This window comes from Pseudoduganella sp. R-31 (genome assembly GCF_049913235.1).
GTDB lineage: Bacteria > Pseudomonadota > Gammaproteobacteria > Burkholderiales > Burkholderiaceae_D > Rugamonas.
In genome coordinates this window covers 1,369,182-1,393,101 of record NZ_CP183986.1, presented here as the reverse complement: position 1 = coordinate 1,393,101, position 23,920 = coordinate 1,369,182, and the positions used below count along the sequence as shown (strand labels likewise).

At 63.1% G+C, this 23,920-nt stretch carries 23 protein-coding genes and 1 pseudogene; 7 read left to right on the top strand and 17 right to left on the bottom strand.

Translation table 11 applies throughout. The features are described from left to right. Positions 1-171 precede the first annotated feature (171 nt). Complete coding sequence (locus tag ACN9MY_RS06375) at positions 172-744, top strand: acyl-homoserine-lactone synthase (RefSeq protein ID WP_426168628.1); 573 nt, start codon at positions 172-174, stop codon at positions 742-744. On the opposite strand, the gene ACN9MY_RS06370 is transcribed toward ACN9MY_RS06375, so the two are convergent. The 5 genes from ACN9MY_RS06370 to ACN9MY_RS06350 all read right to left on the bottom strand — a co-directional run bounded on the left by ACN9MY_RS06370 (position 697) and on the right by ACN9MY_RS06350 (position 8,383). Further along, positions 697-3,483, bottom strand: a complete 2,787-nt coding sequence (locus ACN9MY_RS06370) for a M16 family metallopeptidase (RefSeq protein WP_426337010.1) — start codon at positions 3,481-3,483, stop codon at positions 697-699. The genes ACN9MY_RS06375 and ACN9MY_RS06370 overlap by 48 nt on opposite strands. Positions 3,484-3,498: 15 nt before the next feature. Then, complete coding sequence (locus ACN9MY_RS06365; protein WP_426337009.1) at positions 3,499-5,199, bottom strand: ABC transporter ATP-binding protein; 1,701 nt, start codon at positions 5,197-5,199, stop codon at positions 3,499-3,501. 51 nt (positions 5,200-5,250) lie between these two features. Beyond that, positions 5,251-7,941: a class III lanthionine synthetase LanKC gene (lanKC, locus tag ACN9MY_RS06360; RefSeq protein WP_426337008.1), complete on the bottom strand. Its 2,691-nt coding sequence runs from the start codon at positions 7,939-7,941 to the stop codon at positions 5,251-5,253. A 77-nt stretch (positions 7,942-8,018) separates the two neighbouring features. Further along, positions 8,019-8,165, bottom strand: a complete 147-nt coding sequence (locus ACN9MY_RS06355; RefSeq protein WP_426168616.1) for a hypothetical protein — start codon at positions 8,163-8,165, stop codon at positions 8,019-8,021. A 71-nt stretch (positions 8,166-8,236) separates the two neighbouring features. Beyond that, complete coding sequence (locus ACN9MY_RS06350; protein ID WP_426168613.1) at positions 8,237-8,383, bottom strand: hypothetical protein; 147 nt, start codon at positions 8,381-8,383, stop codon at positions 8,237-8,239. A 203-nt stretch (positions 8,384-8,586) separates the two neighbouring features. Between ACN9MY_RS06350 and ACN9MY_RS06345 the strand changes: the two genes are divergently transcribed. The 4 genes from ACN9MY_RS06345 to ACN9MY_RS06330 all read left to right on the top strand — a co-directional run bounded on the left by ACN9MY_RS06345 (position 8,587) and on the right by ACN9MY_RS06330 (position 10,754). Beyond that, positions 8,587-8,988, top strand: a complete 402-nt coding sequence (locus ACN9MY_RS06345) for a hypothetical protein (RefSeq protein ID WP_426337007.1) — start codon at positions 8,587-8,589, stop codon at positions 8,986-8,988. A 71-nt stretch (positions 8,989-9,059) separates the two neighbouring features. After that, entirely contained in the window at positions 9,060-9,761 is a 702-nt protein-coding gene (locus ACN9MY_RS06340; RefSeq protein ID WP_426321177.1) for a hypothetical protein, read from the top strand. A gap of 7 nt (positions 9,762-9,768) precedes the next feature. Beyond that, positions 9,769-10,359, top strand: coding sequence for a hypothetical protein (locus ACN9MY_RS06335; protein WP_426321175.1), 591 nt, complete (start codon positions 9,769-9,771; stop codon positions 10,357-10,359). 11 nt (positions 10,360-10,370) lie between these two features. Then, the gene (locus ACN9MY_RS06330) at positions 10,371-10,754 is read left to right on the top strand and encodes a hypothetical protein (protein ID WP_426321173.1); all 384 of its coding nucleotides are present in this window, start codon (positions 10,371-10,373) and stop codon (positions 10,752-10,754) included. On the opposite strand, the gene ACN9MY_RS06325 is transcribed toward ACN9MY_RS06330, so the two are convergent. The 12 genes from ACN9MY_RS06325 to ACN9MY_RS06270 form a co-directional block, all read right to left on the bottom strand. After that, positions 10,727-11,635, bottom strand: a complete 909-nt coding sequence (locus ACN9MY_RS06325; RefSeq protein WP_426337006.1) for a pseudouridine synthase — start codon at positions 11,633-11,635, stop codon at positions 10,727-10,729. The genes ACN9MY_RS06330 and ACN9MY_RS06325 overlap by 28 nt on opposite strands. Position 11,636: 1 nt before the next feature. Further along, positions 11,637-12,530 (bottom strand): M48 family metallopeptidase, encoded by an 894-nt coding sequence (locus ACN9MY_RS06320; RefSeq protein WP_426168601.1) that lies wholly within the window; start codon positions 12,528-12,530, stop codon positions 11,637-11,639. Positions 12,531-12,549: 19 nt separating this feature from the next. Continuing rightward, positions 12,550-13,161 carry a methionine biosynthesis protein MetW gene (gene metW / locus ACN9MY_RS06315; RefSeq protein ID WP_426168599.1) on the bottom strand — a complete coding sequence of 204 codons (612 nt, stop codon included), beginning with the start codon at positions 13,159-13,161 and terminating at the stop codon, positions 12,550-12,552. Then, positions 13,158-14,315 carry a homoserine O-succinyltransferase MetX gene (gene metX, locus ACN9MY_RS06310; protein ID WP_426321167.1) on the bottom strand — a complete coding sequence of 386 codons (1,158 nt, stop codon included), beginning with the start codon at positions 14,313-14,315 and terminating at the stop codon, positions 13,158-13,160. The genes metW and metX overlap by 4 nt, the downstream gene beginning before the upstream one ends. Positions 14,316-14,342: 27 nt before the next feature. Continuing rightward, positions 14,343-16,091, bottom strand: coding sequence for a phosphoenolpyruvate--protein phosphotransferase (gene ptsP / locus ACN9MY_RS06305; RefSeq protein WP_426323695.1), 1,749 nt, complete (start codon positions 16,089-16,091; stop codon positions 14,343-14,345). A gap of 18 nt (positions 16,092-16,109) precedes the next feature. Next, a complete protein-coding gene (locus ACN9MY_RS06300; protein ID WP_055928627.1) occupies positions 16,110-16,379 on the bottom strand; it encodes an HPr family phosphocarrier protein in 270 nt (89 codons plus the stop codon). 11 nt (positions 16,380-16,390) lie between these two features. Further along, entirely contained in the window at positions 16,391-16,792 is a 402-nt protein-coding gene (locus ACN9MY_RS06295; RefSeq protein WP_426168596.1) for a PTS sugar transporter subunit IIA, read from the bottom strand. Positions 16,793-16,794: 2 nt separating this feature from the next. After that, positions 16,795-17,745, bottom strand: coding sequence for a glutathione synthase (gene gshB / locus ACN9MY_RS06290; RefSeq protein WP_426337005.1), 951 nt, complete (start codon positions 17,743-17,745; stop codon positions 16,795-16,797). Between the two features lie 139 nt (positions 17,746-17,884). Next, positions 17,885-19,183, bottom strand: a complete 1,299-nt coding sequence (gshA, locus tag ACN9MY_RS06285) for a glutamate--cysteine ligase (protein ID WP_426321162.1) — start codon at positions 19,181-19,183, stop codon at positions 17,885-17,887. 168 nt (positions 19,184-19,351) lie between these two features. Further along, complete coding sequence (locus ACN9MY_RS06280; RefSeq protein ID WP_426168588.1) at positions 19,352-20,905, bottom strand: ammonium transporter; 1,554 nt, start codon at positions 20,903-20,905, stop codon at positions 19,352-19,354. 11 nt (positions 20,906-20,916) lie between these two features. Further along, positions 20,917-21,255 (bottom strand): P-II family nitrogen regulator, encoded by a 339-nt coding sequence (locus ACN9MY_RS06275; protein WP_028102386.1) that lies wholly within the window; start codon positions 21,253-21,255, stop codon positions 20,917-20,919. A gap of 11 nt (positions 21,256-21,266) precedes the next feature. After that, a complete protein-coding gene (locus ACN9MY_RS06270) occupies positions 21,267-22,028 on the bottom strand; it encodes a TorF family putative porin (protein ID WP_426168585.1) in 762 nt (253 codons plus the stop codon). Positions 22,029-22,218: 190 nt separating this feature from the next. Here ACN9MY_RS06270 and ACN9MY_RS06265 point away from each other — a divergent pair, with 190 nt between their 5' ends. Together ACN9MY_RS06265 and ACN9MY_RS06260 are read left to right on the top strand one after the other, a co-directional pair. After that, on the top strand, positions 22,219-22,461 hold the full coding sequence (locus ACN9MY_RS06265; RefSeq protein WP_057261060.1) for an accessory factor UbiK family protein: 243 nt from the start codon (positions 22,219-22,221) through the stop codon (positions 22,459-22,461). A gap of 68 nt (positions 22,462-22,529) precedes the next feature. Further along, positions 22,530-23,591: pseudogene (locus ACN9MY_RS06260) on the top strand (YifB family Mg chelatase-like AAA ATPase); the annotation flags it as partial. Positions 23,592-23,920 lie beyond the last annotated feature (329 nt).

The window sequence follows — 23,920 nt, the reverse complement described above, 5'->3', positions numbered from 1 at the left end:
CCGCACCCAGCTTGCCAATTGAAAATAGAGATTATTATTTAAGCAATACCAACATTCAATCACCAATGTAGCTTTTTGTCAACGAACCGAGGGAACTAGCAGATCTGCTAGTTCCCGCCGTATGCGACGCGCATAAAAATGGTCCTGTCACTTCAACCAAAGGAGCCAGAGATGCCGCTGCAAATCGAAATCGCCGCCCGCCGTGCCTTTCCGAAATCGACCCTGGTCGCCATGCACCAGATGCGTGCCCGCGCCTTCCGCGAACGCCGCGGCTGGGATGTCTCCGTGCTGGGGGGCATGGAGATCGACGGCTTCGACGCCATCGATCCCCACTACATGCTGTTGCGCGAAGAAGGCGGCCTGCTGTGCGGCTGCTGGCGCCTGCTGCCGACCGATGGCCCGTATATGTTGAAGGATGTGTTTGCCGAGCTGCTGGGCGGCCAGGCGGCGCCGAACGATCCGCAGGTCTGGGAGCTCAGCCGTTTCGTGATGGAGGGAGAAGGTGCGGCGGGCTTCGGCTTTTCCGCGCATACGCTGCAGTCGATCCGCGAGGTCATCGCCTTTGGCGAGCGCCAGGGCATCGCACAGTATGTGACGGTGACCACCACGGCCGTCGAGCGCATGCTGCGCCAGGCCGGCCTGGTGCTGCGCCGTTTCGCCCCGCCGCGCGAGGTCGGGGTCGAAACGGCAGTGGCCTTATGGGTTGACGTTGCCGCTTCCCTGCGCGCGCTGCGCCAGCATTGAAGGACGAAAGTCGCCCGCCTTCACCACGGCCAGGCTGTCCGCTGCCGGCAGCCGCGCCGCCGCCTGGTTGACTTCATCCAGTGCCAGCCCGGCCACGCGCGCTTCCAGCGCCCGGTCGAATTCCATGGTGCGTCCCAGCGACAGGTATTCCGACAGCATGCCGGCCAGGCCCGCATCCGCATTGCGCGCCACCTGGCGGGCCTGGGCCCAGGCGAGCTTGGCGGCGTCCAGTTCGGCCTGCGTGAAGCCCTGCCGCGCCGCGCGGCCCAGTTCTTCCAGCAAGGCCACTTCCACCTTGCCGCTGTTTTGCGGCGCACTGCTGGCCGTCGCCAGCCATAGCGCGGCGCCGTCGCGCGCCGGCACCAGCAGCTGCGACCCGACCGTGTAGGACAGGCCCTCCGCGTGGCGCAGGCGGTCGGCCAGGCGGCTGCGCATGACGCCGCCGCCCAGCATATAGTTGGCTATCAGCATGGCCGGGAATGCCGCATCGTCATCGCGCATGGCCAAGGGATAGGCCGCCATCACTACGCTGCTGGCCTTGTCCGGCGTGTCGATCTGGCGCCGCGCACCGGGCACCGCCTGGTAGGCGCGCGCCATCCTGGCATAAGGCTGGGCCGAGCGCCAGTTGCCGAACAGCGCCGCCAGCTGCTCCTTCAGCTGCGCCGCATCAAAATCGCCCACCGCCGCCAGCGTCGCATCCTGCGCGCCGTACAACTGGCGGTGGAACGCGCGCACCTGCTCCAGCGTGACGGTCTTCTGCGCCGCCGCGCTGTCCGGCAGGGCCGGCGTGTGCAGCGGGTGGCCCGGCGGAAAGGGATTGAGCAGGCGCTGGAAGGCATTGGCCGCCAGGGCTTGCGGTTCGCTTGCAGCCTGCTCGGTACGCGCCACGCGTTCGCGCTGGTACTGCAGGAATTCCTGCTCGGGGTAGGCCGGGCGCTGCAACTGCTCGGCCACCAGCGCCAGTACGGCCGGCAGGTGCTCGCGCACGGTCTGCACGGACACGCTGGCGCTGTCGGCGCCGCCCTGGAAGCTCACGGTCGCCTGCAAGGCATCCAGCGCGTCGCGCAACTGCTGGCGCGAAGTCGACTGGGTGCCCATGGCCAGCAAGGCAGCCGCGAACGGTCCGACCTCGCTCTTGCCATGCAGGCTGGCTTCGCTGCCCAGGCGCAGCTTCAGCGCGAGGTGCACCGTGCCGCCCTTGCTGGCTTTGGCCAACAGCGCCACCTGCATGCCGTTCGCCAGCGCCAGCCGCTCCACCCGGGCTTCGATGGCAGCCGGGCTGGCCTCGAACGCTTCCCCCTGGCGCACGGCAGCGCGCCCGTGGTAGTGCTCGAGCGCCGCTTCCAGCGCGGCACTGGCAGGCACTTGGACCCGCTCCGGCTGTTCGGTGGGAATGAAGCGGCCCAGCGTCCGGTTGCTGGGCCTGAAGTATTTCTCTGCCACCGCCTGCACCGCAGCGGCATCGACCCTGGCGATGCGGTCGCGCTGCAGGAAGAACAGGCGCCAGTCGCCGGCTGCCAAGGCATCGGTCAAGGCCAGCGACAGGCGCGCACTGTCGGCCGATGTCTGCTCGAAACCTTTCAGCAATTGCTGGCGCGCGCGCGCCACCTCGGCTGCCGTCACGGGCCGCTCGCGCATGCCTTCCAGCACACGCAGCAGCGCCTCCTGGGCCGGCTCGAGGGCGGCATCCTTGGCCACCACCGCCCCGAGCTGCAGGAAGCCGGGCTCGCGCGTCGCGCTGTCCACCAGCTGCAGCCTGGTGGCCAGGCCTCCGGCCACCAGTGCCTGGTGCAGGCGGCCTCCCGGCGCGTCGGCCAGGATGCGCAGCAAGACTTCCAGCGCAGCCCCGTCGCTGTGGCCGGCCGGCGCGATGTGGTAGCCGGCGCTGACCAGCTGCACGCCGCCGCTGCGCCGCACTGTCACGCTGCGCTCGCCGTCCTGGGCCGGTTCCACCGTATAAGTGGCAGGCAGGGTGCGGGCCGGGCGCGGGATCGCGCCAAACGCCGCCCGCACCTGCTGCAACGCGGCCTTTTCCTCGAACTGCCCGGCCACCACCAGCACCGCATTGTCCGGTTGGTAGTAGCGCTGGTAGAAGGCGCGCAGGCGCTCGATGTCGACCTGTTCGATATCGGAGCGGGCGCCGATTGCCGCCTTGCCATAGTTATGCCAGTCGTAGGCCACGGCCCGCACCCGTTCGCCGGTAACCCGCAACGGGTCGCTCTCGGCCAGTTCGAATTCGTTGCGCACCACCGTCATTTCCCCCTTGCCGGTGTGCGGGTTCCACAGGTCGTCGCGGGCGATGGCGGCACCGCTCATACGGTCCGCTTCCAGTTCCAGCATGCGCGCCAGGTTGCTGCCGCCGGCGGGAAATGTGGCGTGGTAGCTGGTGCGGTCGTACCAGGTGCTGCCATTGAAGCGGGCGCCCATGCCGTTCAGCAGTTGCAGCGGCGTCGGCACGCCGTCCTTGCCGCTGAACTTCTGCGAAGGCCGGAACAGCAAGTGTTCCAGCAGATGGGCCATGCCGGTTTCGCCGTAGTTTTCATGGCGCGAACCTACCTGGTAGACGATATTGGTGGTCACGGTCGGCCGCGACGGATCCGGCGCCAGCAGCACCCGCAAGCCATTCTCCAGGCGGTATTCGGTAATGCCCTCGATCGAGGCGCCCGGCTGCACGCCCGGCGCGGCGCCGGCCGGCGCCTGCAGGCCGGCAGCAAGGGTGAGGATGGCGATCAGCTTCATGGCGTCCTTTCAGGGTCAGGCGGCTTCACGGCTGAACTGCATGCCGGCCGCGGCTTCCAGGTGCACCACGGCGTCGGCGCGCTCGACGGTGCTCATGCGGTGCGCCACCACCAGCGTGGTGCGGTTGGCCGTCAGGCGCTCCAGCGCCGCATGGATCAGGGCATCGGTCTCGCCATCGACAGCGGAGGTGGCCTCGTCCAGGATCAGGATCGGCGCATCGCGCAGCAGCGCACGGGCGATGGCAATGCGCTGCCGCTGGCCGCCGCTGAGCTGCACGCCGCGCTCGCCGACTGCCGTGTCATAGCCATCCTTCAGGCCGCGGATGAAGTCGTGTGCGTTGGCGGCGCGCGCCGCCTGCTCCACCTCGGCATCGGTGGCATCCGGCCGGCCATAGCGGATGTTTTCGCGTACCGAACTGGAGAACAGGAACACGTCCTGCGACACCATCGAAATGGCCGAGCGCAGCGACGCCAGCGAATATTGCGTGATGTCGATGCCGTTGATGCAGATGGTGCCGGAGGTTGGCGCATAAAAGCGCGGCAGCAAGCCCAGTAGCGACGATTTGCCGATGCCGCTGCGGCCATGCAGCGCCACCGTCTGGCCCGGCAGGGCGCGGAAGCTCACCTTCTCCAGCACCGGCACCGAATCGTGGTAGCGGAAACTCACGTCCTTGAACTCGATGGTGGCGCGGCGCGCGGTGAACTGCTGGCCCTGCCAAGGGTCTTCCGTTTCGGTCGGCTCGGCCAGCAGTTCGAACACCCTGGCCGAGGCGCCCAGCGACTGGTTGATCGTGGAATACTGCTGCGCCAGCACGGTAATGCTCTGGTTGACGCCTTGGGAATACAGGAAGAAGGCCACCAGCGAACCGACCGTCATGCGGCTGGCCAGCACCTCGGTGGCGCCATACCAGAACAGGACGATGGTCGAGACCACGGTCAGCAGGGTCACGATCGCCATATAGCTGGCATCGGCGCGCCGCCCCTTGCCGGCCATCTCCAGGTGGCCGTCCATCTGGTCGGCAAAGCGCGCCACGTCGCGTCCGTCGGCGCCGAAGATGCGCACCACATGCGTGCCTGCCACGGTTTCCTGGGCATACGCCACTGCGCCCGACAACGATGCCTTGATCTGCGCCGAGACCTGGCGGAAATACGGGCCGTACAGGTTGGCCACCACCGTGGTGGCCGGGCACAGCGCCAGCACCACCAGTCCGAGCCGCCAGTTCATGTACAGCATCACCACGCTGGCGCCCACCAGCTGGGCCAGGTTGATGGTGCCGTTGACGGTCAGGTTGGTGACCACGTTGCGGATTTCCGGGGCGTCGCTGTACAGGCGCGAGATGAATTCGCCGATCCGGTTGCGGTGGTGGTAAGCGATCGGCAGCCGCTGGTAATGCCGCAGCAGGGCAACCCGGATGTCGTTGGTGATCTTGTCGCCCGTCAGCTGCAACAGGTACTGGCCCCAGAACGCCAGGCCGGCACGCAGCACGAACACCCCGACCAGCAAGATCGACAGCACGTGCAGGCCAGAGCGGTCTTGCGTGGTCACCAGCTGGTCGAACAGGTGCCGGATGCCAAGCGGCAGCGTGAGCTGGATGGCGCCCGCCAGCAGGATGAGTAGCAGGCTCAGCATAATGCGCCAGGCAAAGCGCCGGCCAAAGGGCAGCATCTGTTTCAGGGTCGCCATCACGCCCGGCGCTTGCTCAGTCTTGATATCCATGATTGTCTTCCGAAAAACTGGCAGGCCGACCAGCGGCCTGCGGTTGAGGGATTAACGGTCTTCTGCAGGCCAGCCGGGCAGCAGGCTGTCCACCGTCAGCGATGGGCCGCAGCGCGTCAGGTGGCGGTGCAGGACCAGCGCGGTGCCGGCGCTGCCGGTGCCGAAATCGCAGCTGATGCGGCCCAGCGATTCGCCGGGGAAGGCCGTGCCGGCCTCTTCTTCCAGGGCGTACAGCATGACGCCCGAGAACAGGCGCGCCACGCTGCTCTCGGCCTGCTCGCGCCAGCGTTCGAAGCGGGTCAGGTCGAGGAACAGCTCGGCAATGCCGGCCAGGCCGAAGAAATAGCCCGGGTAGATCGCATACTTGCGGTCGGCATCGATGATGGCGCGGTCGATGATGGCGGCATACTCTTCCTTGCCGGTGACGTGCCAGTAGCGCAGCAAGGTGCGGGCAATGCCCGAACTGCCCCAGCGCCAGTACGGCGTCAGCGAGGGCGTGGTGTCGCGCGCCAGCCAGCTCAGGCCGCCATCTTCATTGCCGACGCCGCCGGCGATGACCCAGGCTAGCCCTTCCTCGCCCGCCTGCAGGAAGTCGGCGCGCCCGGTGGCCAGGTGCAGGTACAGCAGGAAGGCGCTGATGCCGGCCGCCCCGTGCGCATAGCTGGCGGACAGGCCAAGCGGGGTGCGCCAGGCACACTGTCCTTCCGCCATGGCCTCCCGGCTTTGCAACAGGTATTCGCCGGCGCTGACCGCTGCCGCCAGGTACTGCGGCTCGCGGAAGTGCTCGAAGAAATGCAGCTGCGTCATGCCCCAGCCGGCGGCGCCATGGTAGACGTCGGCACTTTGCTTGAGGTAAGGATGCTGTTCAGCCAGCGCCAGGGTGGCGCGCGCCCGCTCTTCCTCGCCCAGTTCCAGCCAGAACCAGGCAATGCCGCTCAGGCCGCTGTACAGGCCGGGCGAGTAGGCGTCGCGCTTGAGCGGGATGCGCTTGATCCAGTCCAGGACCGCGCTGTCCACCCTGCCGCGCACGCGGTGCTGCACCAGGGCGATGCCGCAGGCGCCATGCGCCAGGCTGAGCGGGTTGGAGGAAAACACTTCCGGATCGGCCGGGAACAGGCGGTCATAGCGCTCGAAGTCGGCGGTGGAATCGATATAGCGCATCATCTGCTCGAGCATGGCGTGCGCGCCTTCCGTGCTGAAGGCATCGCTGCGGATCACCGGCGCCGGCAGGCTGTACGGCTCGACCAGCGCCTGCGCCACTTCCGCCAGCGCCGGCCGCTGGTCGCGCGGCGACATCAAGCCCTCGATCACCTGGCGCAGGCGGGCGGGCAAGCCGAAGTCGGCGCTCATGGCGTCGAGGAAGCGCTTATGGGCGCTGCGGTCCAGGGTCAACAGCATATTCATGGGGAACAGGCCGGCCATCATCAGTGCGCCCAGCGCGTACAGGTCGTCATCCGACGAGGTGACGCCGCGCGAGCCGAATTCGTCCGGCGAGAAGCCGGGCGTGAACAAGTGGGCGGCCAGGTCGACCTGGGCTTCGTGCGCCCCTTCGAAGTCGATCAGGCGCACCTTGATGGCGTCGCTGTCCGGCTGTGCGCTGATCATCACATTGGCCATCGACAGGTCGCCGAATACGATGTGGCGACGATGCAGTTCCTGCACGATGGCCGTCAGCTGGCGGAATACTTCGCAAAAGCGCGTGAAGAATTTCTGGCCGGCGTCCGGCTCCGGCCGCGTGCGCAGGCTGAGCGACACCGCGCCCATATAGCTGCGGAAGTCGCGCGCGCCGTCGAGATAGGTTTCAACCAGGTAGGCGTGCTCCCAGTCGAAGAAGAAGTCCACCGTCTGCGGCGCGATATCGAGCCCGTTCAGGCAGCTCAGGATGCGGTGCTCTTTTTTCAGCAACTGCACCGCGTCCAGGCCGCGCGTCGAGACATTGGTGAAGGGGCGTGCTTCCTTGATCACCACGCGCTGCCCGTCGACGCGGTCGGTGGCCAGGTAAACGCCGCCGGAATTGCTGTAGGCCAGCACGGAGTCGATCTTGTAGCGGCCCTTCTTCAGCGTACCTTCTTCGCCGCCGTCCTGCATGTGCTGGTCCTGCTGGAACGGATCGACCACGCCTGCCGGCAGGTTGAAGAATGGCGTGCGCTCATCGCGCACATAGTTGCCGTCCTGGTCGAGGATGACGTGGGTCTTGCTGCCGTCGGTGCCGATGCGGCGCGTGCTGCGCAGGCCGCCGTAGCGGTAGTACACCACCTTGCTGTCCTTGTAGCGGCGATCGGACAGGATGTAGGGGCCGTGGAAGCCGATGGTAGCCTGGTGCAGCGCTTCGAGCAGGCGCTCGCATTGCTCGGCGTCCTTGGGATAGATGGCCATGAACTTGCCTGCCGCGCCGCGCGACCAGCGCTTGCCAAGCGACAGGCTCAGCAGCATTTTGTCGGCGACGAACTTGAACGGCACATTCGCCTGGACCAGGATGGCGGCGGCAGTATTCAGGATCGCCGGTGCGTGCGCGGGAGTGGCCGACAGGTGGATTTTCCAGCCCTGGTCGGGGTACTGGTATTGCGGCGGCATGCAGTGCATCCACATCTCGTGACGCTGCATGACCCAGTCCTGCGGCAGGCGGCGCTTCAGGCCAAGGCAGAAGTCGTCGTGCTGCGCCTGGTAGCGTGTCAGCGTTTCATAGTATCTCTTGTCCGCCAGCGAATAAATGAATTTGTCCTTGATTACGAATTCTGACATGTTGTGCCTACCAAGCTGAAGATGATTGGGAAGAGGAAAATGCTATCGGCGGCCTCGCGCCGCCTTGCCGGGATTGCTCAGAGTGCGATGAATTCTTCGCCCATGAAGCAGGCGCATTCGCTCGGGGTCGAGCAGGCGCAGCACTGATTGCTGCTGGTGCTGCTGGAGTCTTCGTCGAGACCTGTTTTGATCGACAAGCCCTGGAGGTTGAGGATGCGGGACATGGTTCTCTCCTGTATGGCGCAGACAGCGGCGCGACGTCCGCGCCACTGCCTGCCGGTGGTCGACGCTTGCCTTAGATGGCAACCACTTCGTCGCCCATGAAGCACAGGGCAGCGCTGGCGGTCGAGCATGCGCAGCCGTTGCCGCTGGAGGTGCTGCCGCCGTCTTCGTCGATTGGGCGATAGGAGGTCATGGCTTGCAGGTTCAGGATACGGGTCATTTTATTTCTCCATAAAGTTAATAGTGGTTTGGTTTGCTGCTGTCGCTACGTTGTGTGTGTCGACGGAATGAAGTTTATGGAGATGGCGCTTCGCCGATAACTAGCAGGAATATGGGGTTGACAGGTCCGGCAGGCGCTAGTAAATGCGCGTACGCGAGCCTCTCCCTTACAATGGCGTATTACCTGCACAAAACGGCGACCCCATGAAAAGCGTATTAGTCCTGTTCCTGCTGACCATCAAGAGCAGCTTTATCAACGACGAAGAAACCGAAGCCACCGACCAGCAATTCGACACGATCCAGTTCGTGCAGACGGACAAAGGCACCTGGCGCTTCAAGACTTTCGCCGAAGACGAAGACGTGCACCTGTGGAGCATTGAAGCCGACGGCGACCTGGTCGAACTGGCGATCGAAACCACCAACCGCCACTACGGCGACGTGATCGACGAAGCCTTCATCATCGAGAGCGATGACGGCGTGGAAGGCTTGCGCCGGGAGCTGAAAAAGCAGGGTCTGAGCGACAACCTGCAAATCTCCCCGAAAGGCCCGCTGTTCTGGGCTCCTCCCGGCTCGAGCTACAGTCCAAAATCCGCACCGGCGCACTGAATCCAATAAAAGCGCCGATTCCCGCCCTAGTTGTTTAAAATGCCAAACTTTAAACAACTATTGCGCTGGCCATGAATCAAGTCCTGACACCGTCAAACGAAGAAAACAGCAGTATCGACAAGATCGCCCTCGCCAAGCAGCTGGCGGGCGATGTCACCCGTGGCGCCGGTGCCGGCATCGTGCGCACCGTGCTGGCCGTGCTTGCTGCGGTGATCGTCAACGCACTGGGGGTCACGCTGTTGTTCCGCAGCGAACTCGGTAGCAGCCATGGCTCGGCAATGATCTACGCTGCATTCGTCGCAGCGCCCTTCATGATCGCGGTCGGCATGACCGGCATGATGGCGTATAAGCTTGGCTTGCAGGGCATCCTGGCGCGCGTCGTGGAAAGCCAGTCGGGCCTGATCGCCCGCTTGGGTGCAGGAATCCTGGAGAGCTTCCTGCGCAGCGTAAATTACGAACCGGGCCGCCCACTCTCTGAAAAATTCCTGAGCGGCTGGCGCGGCTTCCTGAACCTGCAATCCGGCCTGCCCAAACCGCTGCCATGGCTGCTGGCCAGCCTGACTTCGCGCATCCCCCTGGCCGAAACCATTACCGAAGTGGCCACCACCGGCATGACGCTGCGCGAAGTCGCCCATGCAGCGATGACGCGCACGATTTCGGAAGGTGCCGCAGGCGGCCTGCGCCCATCGAACCAGGCCTTGTTCATCGCCCTCGCAATCCAGTTCGGCATGTGGTTCCCTATCGGCCTGCTGGTTCGCTACATGTTCGGCTAAGGACTGAATGAAACAATTTGCAGCCCTCGCACTGCTGGCGGCCAGTGCGGCCCACGCAGGCGATGCCCTGCCGATCCATGGCGCCTGGACCGGGAAAATCGGCAACAGTGGAATCAACGCCTGCTTTACCGATTCTGATTCGCATTACTTCTACCTGAAGCACCTGCACGGCATTCCGCTTGAAAAGGCGGAAGGAGAGGCCGATTCCTGGAATGAAGAGGTACAGGGCAAGGCCACTGGCAAATGGAAAATTACCAGCGTCACGGCCACGCAATTGACCGGCGAATGGATAGGCGCAGGCAATGACAAAGGCATGCCGATACAGTTGTCGCGCCTTTCCGCACTGGCAGGCGGCGATTGCAGTCCGGATTTCTACGCACCGATCGCTGCTGCCAACAAGCCGCGCTACAGCAATGGGAAAATCGGCAAATTGGCGCTGCGCATCTCCCACTCCCCGCTTGGCGAGAGCTTTAATCTGGTCGGCAGCAGTGAGCGCTGCGCAAGATTAACGACTACGTCGCACGCTGGGAGGAAGAGCGCATCACCCAGGCCAATTTCTGCGAACGCAATGGTGGCGGCGGCTGGCAGGACAACCTGACTGCCGGCAAAGTGCTGGCCAACTACCTGCTCGTGAACGTCGATGCGCCCGACGTCTATTGCGGCGGCCCGCATACCACTTCGTCCCACTCCACGCTGATCTTCGACCTGGCCACTGGCGAGACGGTCGAACCTTCAAGTTGGCTGGCCGAAAGCGGCGAGATTGAAGAACCTCTGCGCAAGCTGATCATGAAGAAAGCCAGCGTCTGCGACAGGCTGGAGCCGTCCATCATTCCATCGCGCCCAAGCGCAACAGGCCTGAGTTTCGACCTCGATTACCCGCATTTCCATCGCGACTGTAACGAGACCATTGAGATCAGCTACGCGAAGCTGGCGCCCTTCCTGTCGCAGGAAGGCAAGGAGCTTGCTCAAAGAGTGCGTTTGCTCTCGAAGTAACGCCACTCGCCTGTCAGGGGATCGGGGAAACCGATCGCCTTGGCCAGCAGCTTCAGTGGCGAAGACACGTCGTCCTGCTTGCACGGCAGTGCGACGGGATAGAAGACGTCGTTCACGATCGGGATCCCCAGCGAAGACAGGTGCACACGCAATTGGTGCTGGCGGCCGGTGTGCGGCCAGAGGCGGTACAGCACATGCTCGCCGCGCTGTTCGATTACGTCGATCATGGTTTCCGAATTCGGCTCGCCCGCTTCTTCCTTCATGGTGAAGAACTTGTCGCCGTCCACCATGCGGCTGCGGTAAACGAAAGGGAATTCGCGGCCCGCCAACGGCCCTGCCAGCGCTTCATATTCCTTTTGCACCAGCCGCTTCTGGAACAGCGACTGGTAATCGCCGCGGCTGCGCGCATTGCAGGAGAAGATCACCAGCCCCGCCGTTTCGCGGTCGAGCCGATGGATCGGCACCAGGTCTTCGATGCCCAGCTTGCGGCGCACGCGCACCAGCAAAGTCTCTTTCACGAAGCGGCCGGACGGGATCGTCGGCAGGAAGTGCGGCTTGTCGACCACCACGATATGCTCGTCCTGGTGCAGCACTTCCTCTTCAAACGGAATCGGGAATTCGTAATCCAGCTCGCGGTAGTACCAGATACGCGCTCCGCGCACATAGCGCGATGACGGCTGCACAGGCACGCCCTTGCCATCCACCACGTCGCCGCGCGCCATGCGCTCACGCCACTGGGCATCGGTCACGGCGGGATAGTTGGCGGACATGAAGGTGATCATGTCCGGCCAGTCCCCCTCCGGCAGCCACAGGTAGCTGGGCGTGACGCCATCGCGCATCGGCAATGGCGGCGCGCCCGAGGCTTGCTTCGGGCGGGACATCTCAGGACTTCGGCAGCGGGGAAGTCTGGTAAGGCGGCAGCTTGTTCACGTCCAGGCCGCGCACGCGGGCATACACCGGCAACACGAGGGGCATCTGCTTCTGCATGTCCTGGATGCGCGAATTGCCGCTTGGGTGGGTAGACAGGAATTCCATCGGCTGCTGCGCATTGACGGCGCCCATTTTCTGCCACAGCGCGATGCCTGCGCGCGGGTCGAAACCGGCGCGGGCGGCCAGGTCGATGCCTACCAGGTCGGACTCCGTTTCATCCCCGCGCGAGAACTTCATCACGGTCAGCTGGCCGGCCACATTGGCGCCGGCGTCGGTGATGCGCGGGTCGATGCCGAGGTAGGACGACAGCACCGCACCACCCAGCTTGCTGGCCAGCGACACGGCGGTCGATTGCACGGCACGCTTGCGGGCGTGCTCGCGCAGCGCGTGGGCAATTTCATGGCCCATCACCATCGCCACTTCGTCATCGGTCAGGTTCAGTTTAGTGAGGATGCCGGTGAAGAAGGCGATGCGGCCGCCCGGCATGCAGAAAGCATTGACCTGGTCGGAGTTGAGCAGGTTGACTTCCCATTGCCAGTTGGCGGCGGACGGATTCCAGCGCTGTGCATTGGGCACGATGCGCGCGGCAATAGCGCGCAGTCGCTTCACCTGCGGGTCGGATTCCGGTACCAGCGCTTCCTTCTGCTTGGCTTCATTCAGCAGTTGGGAGTACTGCAGCTTGGACTGCTGGTCCATTTCCTGCTCATCAGCGAAGACGCGCAGGCGCGAAAGCTTGGTGACGGGAATGCCGTCAGCTTTGGGGTTCATCGGCGCAGGCGCCTGCGCGGACGAGGCGGCGCTGGCGGCCAGCGCCAGCGCGATAAGAGTGAACTTGAACTTCTTCATGGCTTTAAGATAACACAGCTTAACTGGATTGCTTTTTCCGGAGACGGAACACGGCGAGGTCGCCGCGCAAGTTAGGCAGTACCGAGACGGTTTTGCCCTCGGCCAGCGCCACGCATTCGATCACTTCCAGCCCCACTTCTTCCGCCAGCTCCTGGAAGTCGTAGATGGTAGCGCAGCGCACGTTCGGCGTGTCGTGCCACTGGTACGGCAGCGACTTGGAGACCGGCATGCGGCCTTTCAGCAGCGCCACGCGGTGCGGCCAGTAGGCGAAATTAGGGAAGGACACGATGGCTTCGCGGCCCACGCGCACGATGTCGCGCAGCAGGTCTTCCACGTGCTTCATCATCTGCAGCGAGGACAGGCACAACACCGTATCGAAGGAGTTGTCGCCGAAGATGCCCAGGCCGTTTTCGAAGTCCTGCTGGATCACGCGCACGCCGCGCTGGGTCGACGCCAGCACCTGGTCGTCCGCCAGCTCCAGGCCGTAGCCGGTGCAGCGCTTGTCGGTCTGCAGGTAATCCATCATCACGCCGTCGCCGCAGCCCACGTCGAGCACGTGGGCGCCTTCGCGCACCCAGTGCGCAATGAAGGCCAGGTCTGGACGGGCGCTGCTCAGGTCATCGAAAGTCATGCTGCTTGTTCCTTGTTCGTTTCTTTCCACACTTGCTCGTAGTAGGCGCGCACCATGTTCATGTAGCGCGAATCTTCGAGCAGGAAGGCGTCGTGGCCGTGCGGCGCATCGATTTCGGCGTAGGTCACCTCGCGGCGGTTGGCGAGCAAGGCCTGCACGATCTCGCGGCTGCGCTCCGGCGAGAAACGCCAGTCCGTGGTGAAGGAGGCGAGGAAAAACTTGGCTCTGGTGCCCGCCAATGTCCTGGTCAGGTCGCCGTCGAACTTGCGCGCCGGGTCGAAGTAGTCGAGCGCCTTGGTGATCAGCAGGTAGGTATTGGCATCGAAGTACTCGGCGAACTTGTCGCCCTGGTAGCGCAAGTAGGATTCGATCTCGAAGTCGATGCCGAAGCCGAACTTGTAGTCGCCGCCGCTGGCCGCGATGTCGCGCAGCTTGCGGCCGAATTTCTCGGCCATGTCGTCGTCCGACAGATAGGTGATGTGGCCGATCATGCGCGCCACTTTCAAGCCGTTCTTGGGTACTACGCTGTGTTCGTAGAAATCGCCGCCGTGGTAATCCGGATCGGACAGGATGGCCTGGCGCGCTACGTCGTTGAAGGCAATGTTTTGCGCCGACAGCTTTGGCGTGGAAGCGATCACCAGGCAGTGGCGCAGGCGCTCAGGGTACATGATGGACCAGGCCAGGGCCTGCATGCCGCCAAGGGAACCGCCCATCACGGCGGCGAACTGCTGGATGCCCAGCTGGTCGGCCAGGCGCGCCTGCGCGGCGACCCAGTCTTCCACCGTCACCACCGGGAAGGCGGCGCCGTATGGCTTGCCGGTTTCAGGATTGACGTGCATCGGTCCGGTCGAGCCGAAGCAGGAACCGAGGTTGTTGACGCCGATGACGAAGAATTTGTCGGTATCGAGGGGCTTGCCCGGACCGACCATATTGTCCCACCAGCCGACGTTCTTCGGGTTATCCGCGTAGTAGCCGGCCACGTGGTGCGAAGCATTCAGCGCGTGGCACACCAATACCGCATTGGACTTGTCCGCATTCAGCGTGCCATAGGTCTCGTACATCAGCATGTAGTCGCGCAGGGACGCTCCGCTCTGTAGCTGAAGGGGTTCCGCAAAGTGCATGGTCTGCGGCGAGACGATTCCAATCGAAGGCATGTGAATCCGGTTGTAAAAAAGTTGGTGTTACAGGGCTTGCAGGGCGTTGACTGCGTCGGCAATCGTTTCGGGGTCCATGCTGCGCATGATCTTGCGCATTTGCGGCGCAATCTGTTCCAGGTCGCTGTTCAGGATTTCCTGCTTGACCGCCAGGAGCTGCGACGGGTGCATCGAGAACTCGCGCAAGCCCATGCCCAGCAGCAGGCGGGTCATCTTGCTGTCGCCCGCCATCTCGCCGCATACGGCCACTTCGATGCCGGCCTTGCTGCCGGCAGCGATCGTCATCGCAATCAGCTGCAGGATGGCTGGATGCAGCGGGTCGTACAGGTGCGCCACTTCATAATCGACGCGGTCGATCGCCAGCGTGTACTGGATCAGGTCATTGGTGCCGATGGACAGGAAGTCCATCTTCTTGACGAACATCGGCAGCGCCAGCGCGGCCGCCGGGATTTCGATCATGGCGCCGACCCGCACTTCAGGATCGTACTTCTCCCCCGCCTCGTCCAGCTGCGCCTTGGCGCGTTTGATCATGGCCAGCGACTGGTCGATCTCGAAGGCATGCGCCATCATCGGGATCAGGATGCGCACCTTGCCATGCACCGAGGCGCGCAGGATGGCGCGCAACTGGGTCAGGAAAATTTGCGGCTCGGCCAGGCAGTAGCGGATGGCGCGCAAGCCCAATGCCGGATTGAGCGCGGTGTGCTCCATCTGGTCCAGCGGCTTGTCGGCGCCGATATCGAGCGTGCGGATGGTCACCGGACGCCCCTTCATGGCCAGCACTGCCTTGGTGTACTGCTCGTATTGTTCGTTCTCGGATGGCATGTCGCCATCGCGGCCCATGAACAGGAATTCGGAACGGAACAGGCCAACGCCGTTGGCGCCCGACTCCATCGCGTGCTCGCAGTCTTCCGGCAACTCGATGTTCGCCATCAGCGCGATCTGCGTGCCGTCCCTGGTAACGGCCGGGGTCTTTTTCAGCTTGCCCAGCTTCTTGCGGGCGCGCATCGCGGCCAGTTGGCGCTCGCGGTACTGTTCCAGCACTTGCGCGCTCGGGGTGACGATCACCACGCCGGCATCGCCGTCGATGATCACCCAGTCGTCCTGCTGGATCAGGGTCGATGCCTGCGACATGCCGACCGCCGCCGGAATGTCTAGCGACCGGGCCACGATGGCGGTGTGCGAATTCTGGCCGCCGACATCGGTCACAAAGCCGATGAAGGAACGGTCGCGGAACTTGAGCATGTCGGCCGGCGAGATATCGTGGGCCACCACGATCATCTTGGCCAGGAATTCATCGCCTTCGAGCTCGGCCTGCATTGGCAGCAGCGGTTCGCTGCCCATCAACACTTTCAGCACCCGCTCGGCCACTTGCTGGATATCGGCCTTGCGTTCCCGCAGGTAAGGGTCTTCGATTTCGTCGAATTGGGCCGACAGCTCGTCGATCTGGGTCAACAGCGCCCATTCGGCGTTGTAGTGGCGGCTGCGGATGATATCCAGCGGCGCCTCGGAGATCATCGGGTCCGACAGGATCAGCGCATGCACGTCGATGAAGGCACCCAGCTCGGTCGGGGCATCCTTCGGCAGCTCGTTCCACAACGTCTGCAGCTCGCGGTGCACGGCAGCCAGCGCCTGCTGCAGGCGCTTCACTTCCGCTTCCACGTTCTCCTCGGAGATCAGATAGTGCTTTACATCGAGCGCCGCCGGCGCAAGGATGTGCGCGCGGCCGATCGCGATGCCTCGCGAAACCGGAATTCCGTGAAGGGAGAACGATGCCATCGGGCTGCCGTCCCGCATTTACTCGCCTTCGCCGAACTTGTCGTTGACCAGTGCGGCCAGGGCGTTGATGCAATCCTGTTCATCGGCGCCGTCTGCTTCCAGCAGGACTTTGGCGCCCTTGCCGGCAGCCAGCATCATCACGCCCATGATGGACTTGGCGTTGATGCGGCGGCCGTTACGCGACAGCCAGACATCGCTCTGGAATTTGGCTGCCAGTTGGGTGAATTTTGCAGAAGCACGTGCATGCAATCCGAGCTTGTTGATAATTTCAAGTTCTTGCTGAATCATGTTTTGTTTGTTTAATTGACTCGGATACGGTTATCGACCTTGACCGCGCCATTCTGCGCACCGGCCAGGGCCATTTCCACTACTACGTCCAGCGTATCGGTACGGTAGGTGATGGCGCGCAGCAGCATGGGAAGGCTGATGCCCGCAACCACCTCGACCTGGCCCGCATCGGCCAGCTTGTTACAGCAATTGGCGGGCGTGCCGCCCTTGATATCGGTCATCACTAGCACACCGGCGCCCGTGTCGAGACGCTTGATGGCTTCGCGCGCCAGCTGCTGCACTTCGTTCAGGTCCTGGTCCGCCACCACGTCGATCGCCTCCAGTTTTTCAACCGGGGCCCGGAACACATGCGCTGCGGCGGCCAGGAAAGCCTGGCCCAGCGGCGCGTGTGTCATCAATAAAATCCCTACCATGTTTATCCTTGCTTGCCTGCCCGGGCTTCCACCGCATCGATGAACATGGACGCTACCTGGAAGCCGGTCTGCTGGGTGATCTCCTGGAAGCAGGTCGGGCTGGTGACGTTCACCTCGGTGAGGTAATCGCCGATCACGTCTAATCCTACCAGCAAGAGGCCGCGCGAAGCCAATTCCGGGCCCAGGGCCTCGGCGATTTCGCGGTCGCGCTGCGACAGCGGCTGGGCCACGCCGGTACCGCCGGCAGCCAGGTTGCCGCGCACTTCGCCCGCCTGCGGGATGCGCGCCAGGCAGTAAGGCACCGGTTTGCCGTCGATCAGCAGGATGCGCTTGTCGCCCTTGACGATGTCGGGGATGTAGCGCTGCGCCATGATGGTGCGCGCGCCATGCTGGGTCAGGGTCTCGATGATGGAGCCCAGGTTCAGGCCGTCAGCCTTGATGCGGAAGATGCCGGCGCCGCCCATGCCATCCAGCGGTTTCAGGATCACGTCGCCGTGTTCGGCCTGGAAGTCGCGCAGTCGGGTTTCGTCGCTGGTCACCAGGGTTGGCGCGGTGAACTGCGAGAACTGCGCGATCGACAGCTTCTCATTGTGGTCGCGGATGGCGGACGGCTTGTTGAAGACCTTTGCGCCCTGTTGTTCCGCCAACTGCAGCAGGTAGGTGCCGTAGACGTACTCCATGTCGAACGGCGGGTCCTTGCGCTGGATCACCGCGTCGAAGGCGGCCAGGCTGGTGTCTTCCGAAGGCGCCGCCTTGTACCAGTCGTGCTGGTCGCCGGTCAGCTCGATGCGCGAGACATGGGCCGTAACCTTGCCCTCCTTGAGCGCCATGTGGCGCTGCTGGAAGGCATACACCTCATGTCCCCGGCGCGCCGCCTCGGCCATCATGGCGAAGGTGGAGTCCTTGTAGATCTTGAAGCTGGACAGCGGGTCGGCGAGGAAGGCGATTTTCATGGATTAGTCCAAAAATGTAACAACTGATTCTAGCTTAAAACCGGCAAAACCGTGTCTGACCCACAGGGTCAGACACGTTGCCAGCAGCGGCTGCGTCTTAGGTGTCAGACCCTGCGGGTCTGACACCGGTTTACCGGTTTTAGTAAACCTCCGGATCCGGATCCGTACGCTCCATCTCAAGAGAAGCCGCCAGCAGCGCCAGCCGCGCCACTACCCCATACACATAGAAGCGATTCGGCGCCGCAGTCCCCGGCTTGGCCTTCACGTCCGGCACCGCATGCTGCTGCGCGAACGCCAGCGGCACGAACTGCGATCCCGGCGCATTCAGGTTCTGGTCCGGCCCCTTCTCGCCGTGCACGCGGTAGAAGCCTCCCACCACATAGCGGTCAATCATATAGACAACCGGCTCGGCAAACGCCTCCTTGATGCTCTCGAAGGTCGGCACCCCCTCCTGGATATTCAGGTCGGTCACCGCCTTGCCATCCTTGATCACGGTCATGCGCGCGCGCTGCTCTTCCGATAGCTCTTTGAGCTCAGCCGCGTCACGAATGGTGATGATGCCCTTGCCATAAGTACCAGCATCCGGCTTGATGATGACGAACGGCCTTTCCTTAATGCCATATTCCTTGTACTTCTTACGGATCTTGGCCAGTACCGCATCCACCGAAGACGCCAGGCACTCCTGCCCCTCCCCGGTCGCCAGGTCCACCGCCCCGCACTTCGCGTGGAAAGGGTTGACCATCCACGGATCGACGCCAATCAGCTTGCCGAACTTCTTCGCCACCTCATCGTAGGCATTGAAGTGATTGGACTTGCGGCGCACGGCCCAGCCGGCATGCAAAGGCGGCAAGAGGCTTTGCTCGTGCAGGTTGGTCAGGATGTCCGGAATACCGGCCGACAGGTCGTTGTTCAGCAAGATGGTGCAAGGATCGAAATCCTTCAGCCCCAGGCGGCGGCCGTTCGGCGAGCGCACCAGCGGTTCCACCACCAGCATATTGCCGTCAGGCAGCGCCAGCGGCGTCGGCTGGGTGACGGAGGGGTCCAGCGAGCCAAAACGGACATTCAGCCCGGTCTGGCGGAAAATCTGCATCAGGCGCGCCACGCCCTGGAAATAGGTCGGGTGGCGCGGCTTGATTTCCGGGATCAGCAACAGGTTGCGGGCATCCGGGCAGTATTTGTCGATCGCCGCCATGGCCGCCTGCACCGAAAGGGGGAGCATTTCGTTGGCCAGGTAATGGAAGCCGCCTGGGAACAGGTTGGTATCCACCGGGGCCAGCTTGTAGCCGGCATTGCGCAGGTCGACCGAGGCATAGAACGGCGGGGTATGCTCCTGCCACTCGAGGCGGAACCACCGTTCAATGGCTGGGGTCGCGGCAATGATCTTTTCTTCAAGATCCAGTAACGGCCCGGTCAGGGCCGTGACGAGATGGGGAACCATGTGACTTCCTTGCGGGTTGGTATTTGCAGACTCTCCATTTTGGGGCAAAACCGCCAATTAAAAGATACTTTGGAACAAAAAAAAAGCCCCCGAAAGGGGGCGTGCGATGGGTCAGGCACCTGACAAGACATGGCGCAGCCATGTTTTGTTGGGTGCCTGACCCGGACTTCAAGCGTGGTACGCCGATTCGCCGTGGCTGGTGATATCCAGGCCTTCGCGCTCCTCCTCTTCCGGCACACGCAGGCCGATCACGATATCGACCAGCTTGTAAGCCACAAAGGCCACAACAGCCGACCAGATGATGGTCACGCCAACGGCAGTCGCCTGGGTAATCACCTGGCCGCTGATCGAGTAATCAGCACTTGCCTTGTTGGCAACGTAGTCAAATACACCCTGGCCGCCCAAAGATGGTGCGGCGAACACGCCGGTCAGGATCGCACCCAGGATACCGCCCACGCCGTGCACGCCGAACACGTCCAGCGAGTCGTCCGCACCGATCAGGCGCTTCAGGCCATTCACGCCCCACAGGCAGATGATGCCAGCCAGCAGGCCGATCGCCAGTGCACCCATCGGACCAACGAAGCCGCAAGCCGGGGTAATCGCCACCAGGCCGGCCACTGCGCCCGACGCGCCGCCCAGCATGGAAGGCTTGCCCTTAAAGATCCACTCGCCGAACACCCACGATACGGTTGCGCAGGCGGTTGCCAGCAGGGTGTTGATAAACGCCAGGGCAGCGATGTCGCCTGCTTCGAGTGCCGAACCGGCATTGAAGCCGAACCAGCCCACCCACAGCAGCGAAGCGCCGATCATGGTCATGGTCAGCGAGTGCGGAGCCATGGAGTCGCGGCCGTAGCCAACGCGCTTGCCGATCATGATTGCGCCCACCAGGCCTGCAACAGCGGCGTTGATGTGCACCACAGTGCCGCCGGCGAAGTCCAGCGCGCCCTTCTGGAAGATCCACCCAGCCTTCGCAGTTTCGGTCGCCAGGGTCTCGGCGTTGGTGATCGCGTCAGGACCGGTCCAGAACCAGACCATGTGGGCGATCGGCAGGTAGCTGAAAGTGAACCACAGCACCATGAAGGCCAGCACGGCGGAGAAGCGCACGCGCTCGGCAAACGCGCCGACGATCAGGCCGCAGGTAATGGCGGCAAACGTGCCCTGGAAGGCGACGTAGATGAACTCAGGGATCACAACGCCTTTGCTGAAGGTCGCCGCCACCGAGAACGCACCTTTGGCTGGGTCGTAAATGCCGGCCAGCAGCGAGCGGCTGAAGCCACCGAAGAAGGCATTACCTTCGGTGAAAGCAATCGAGTAGCCATACAGGCACCACAGCACGATGATCAGCGCGAACACAAAGAATACCTGCAGCAGCACCGACAGCATGTTCTTCGAGCGCACCAGGCCGCCATAGAACAGGGCCAGGCCGGGGATCGTCATCATGATCACCAGCAGCGTCGCCACGAACATCCAGGCGGTGTCGCCCTTTTGCGCTACCGGCGCGGCTGGCGCAGCAGCCGGGGCGGCTGGGGCCGCAGCAGCGGCTGCCTGGGCAGCGGCAGCATCAGCCGACGCAACGCCAGGTGCGGCCGCAGGTGCTGCAGCGGTTGCAGCGGCAGCCGGCGCTTCGGCCGGCTTGGCATCTTGAGCCAGCACAGGCAGAGCTGCGCTGAAAGCCAACAGGACAGTCACCCCCGCCAGCCATTTCTTAATGGTCTTGTGCATCACGGTTCCCCTTACAGTGCTTCGTTGCCGGTTTCGCCGGTACGGATACGGATTACTTGCTCCAGCGACGAGACGAAAATCTTGCCGTCGCCGATCTTGCCGGTGCGCGCGGCATTCTCGATTGCCTCGATGGCCTGGTCGACGATCGCGTCGTCAACGGCAGCCTCGATCTTGGTCTTTGGCAGGAAGTCGACCACATATTCCGCGCCGCGATACAGCTCGGTGTGGCCCTTCTGGCGGCCGAAGCCTTTGACTTCGGTCACCGTAATACCTTGCACGTTGATCGCCGACAGGGCTTCACGCACCTCGTCGAGCTTGAACGGCTTGATAATGGCGGTAATCATTTTCATACGAGTGCCTCTTAGAAGGTTTTGGACACGGTCAGCACCACGCCGCCCTTGCCCAGGTTTTTGCCATTGGTCGGCGCGATATAAGCGTCGCTGTTGGTCTTGATATAGGCCAGCGCAACGGATGCCACGCCGAAGTCCTTGGTGGCACCGACTTTCCAGTCGGTGTAGCTGAAGGCGCTGCTGTTCTTCACCTTCTGGCGGCCAACATGCAGGTTCAGGACGATGCCTTCATACACTTCCTGGTTGACGGAAGCGTCGATGTAGGTGCTGTGCTTGCTGTCGGCGAAGCCGAACAGGTTGCTCAGCGAATGCGAGTACTTGAGGGTGGCCGGGCCATAGCCGACCTGGCCATACAGCTCGCGGGTATTGGCGCTCGGATGCAGGTCGTTGGATGGATACACGTAAGCCAGGAAGCCCACGTCGTAGCTGACGCCAGGCGCGATTTCGCCGCGCTTGCCGCCGTACAGGTCCACTTCAACCGAAGCATCACCGCCGCCGTCCTTGACCCACTTGATGGTGGATGCCCAGGCGCCTGCATAGAAACCGGTCGGGTTGTTGACCCAGTCGGCGCCGCCTTGCAGCGCCGGTTTCAGGCGGGTTTGCGAGATACCACGGTAGCGGTAGTCGCTGGTGACGGCCGCGTTATAGCTGATCTCATTGTCAGGCTTCGCCTCGGGTGCGGCATCGGCCGCTTGGGCCAGGCCGGTTCCCATCGTTGCCATTGCGAGTGCGACTGCAGCGGTGAGACCCAGCTTCTTGCTCTTATGAATCATGGCGATTTCCTTTTGAGTGAACTTTTATTGCGGTTTAAAATTCAGTCTGAAACATAGCTTTCTTGCTTATTAGCAGATTGCGTGCCAGCTAGAAATCGTGCAGGAGTTGAAGTTAAGACAGCTTTCCGCACCATTTAAAGCCAAAGCCGCACCGTTGTGGTGCGAAATCTCACACATCAGGAATAAAAAAATGGACATGAACGCCTTCTTCAATGACCTGCAGCAGAAGGTCAACCAGGTCATCGAAAACTCGCCGGCCAAGGATATTGAAAAGAATGTCAAGGCGATGATGACCCAGGGTTTCGCCAAGCTTGACCTGGTGACCCGCGAGGAATTCGACATCCAGGCCCAGATGCTGGCCAAGGCCCGCGCCAAGCTGGACCTGATGGAATCGCGCCTGGCCGAACTGGAAGCCAAGCTGGCCGACAAGTAATCCCCTTGCGCTAGCTCAAACGGGCGGTGGCGCCCGAGGCCTACGATGTCGTAGACCGGGAGGCCACCATGAGCATCGCAGTCATCAAGAGCCGCGCCTTGGCCGGCATGCAGGCGCCGGAAGTCAGCGTCGAAGTCCACCTGGCAAACGGCTTGCCCGCCTTCGCGATCGTCGGCCTGGCCGACACCGAAGTAAAGGAATCGCGCGACCGGGTGCGCGCTGCCATCACGAACGCCGGTTTCGAACTGCCCCAGCATCGCATCACCGTCAACCTGGCCCCGGCCGACCTGCCTAAGGAATCGGGGCGTTTTGATTTGCCGATCGCCATCGGCATCCTCGCCGCCTCCGGCCAGATTCCTTCTTCCTCGCTGGAACAATTCGAATTTGCCGGCGAATTGTCGCTGACCGGAGAACTGCGCCCGATTCGCGGCGCCCTGGCGATGACATATGCCATGCAGCGCTCCGCCGGCGGCTCCGGCCGCGGCTTCATTCTTCCTCTCGCCAATGCCGACGAAGCCGCGCTGGTTGCAGGCGCGCGCATCTACCCTGCCGCCACCTTGCTGCAGGTATGCGCTCACTTCGGCCTCGATCCAGATGGCAGCTTTGCCCTCCCCCGCCACGTGGCGCAGCCCTTGCCGCTGCCGCCATCGATTCCGGATTTTGCCGACGTTAAGGGACAGATCTTCGCCAAGCGCGCAATGGAAGTGGCTGCTGCCGGGCGCCACTCGGTGTTGCTGGTCGGCCCGCCCGGTGCCGGCAAGACCATGCTGGCCACCCGCTTCGCCGGCCTGCTGCCTTTGATGACCGACGACGAAGCGCTGGAAGCCGCCGCCGTGCAATCCCTGATCAGCGGCTTCACCGTCGAAGGCTGGAAAGTGCGCCCCTTCCGCGCGCCGCACCATACCTCGTCCGGCGCGGCCCTGGTCGGAGGCGGCAGCGTGCCCCGGCCGGGCGAAATCTCGCTCGCGCACTGCGGCGTTCTCTTTCTCGACGAACTTCCCGAATTCGATCGCCGTGTGCTGGAAGTCCTGCGCGAACCACTCGAGTCGGGCCGCGTCACGATCGCCCGCGCCACGCGGCACGCCGACTTCCCCGCCCGCTTTCAGCTAATCGCCGCCATGAATCCCTGTTTTTCCAGAGTCAGAACGATGTTTGTTCAATAACGGCTCGCCTTGTGATCAGCAACCTCAACGCCAAGTACAGTGCAGAGCTAGGACTGTGCGTAATCTACTTGCTGGCCATGCTCGTTACGACATCGCTCAAACCCAGCCAAAACGAAGCGATCTCCGTTTACCCAAAGAATGTGCGGCTCCACCAGCTCCATCGACTGCTGACTCGAAGATAGACGTGCCACCTTCACCGGCCGCCTCAGACCCTGATCGGTCACATCCATAATGACCAAGTCCCCACGCCAAGAAATTGTGTATCTTTCAAGCATATCCCTGGAATCTCAACGCCC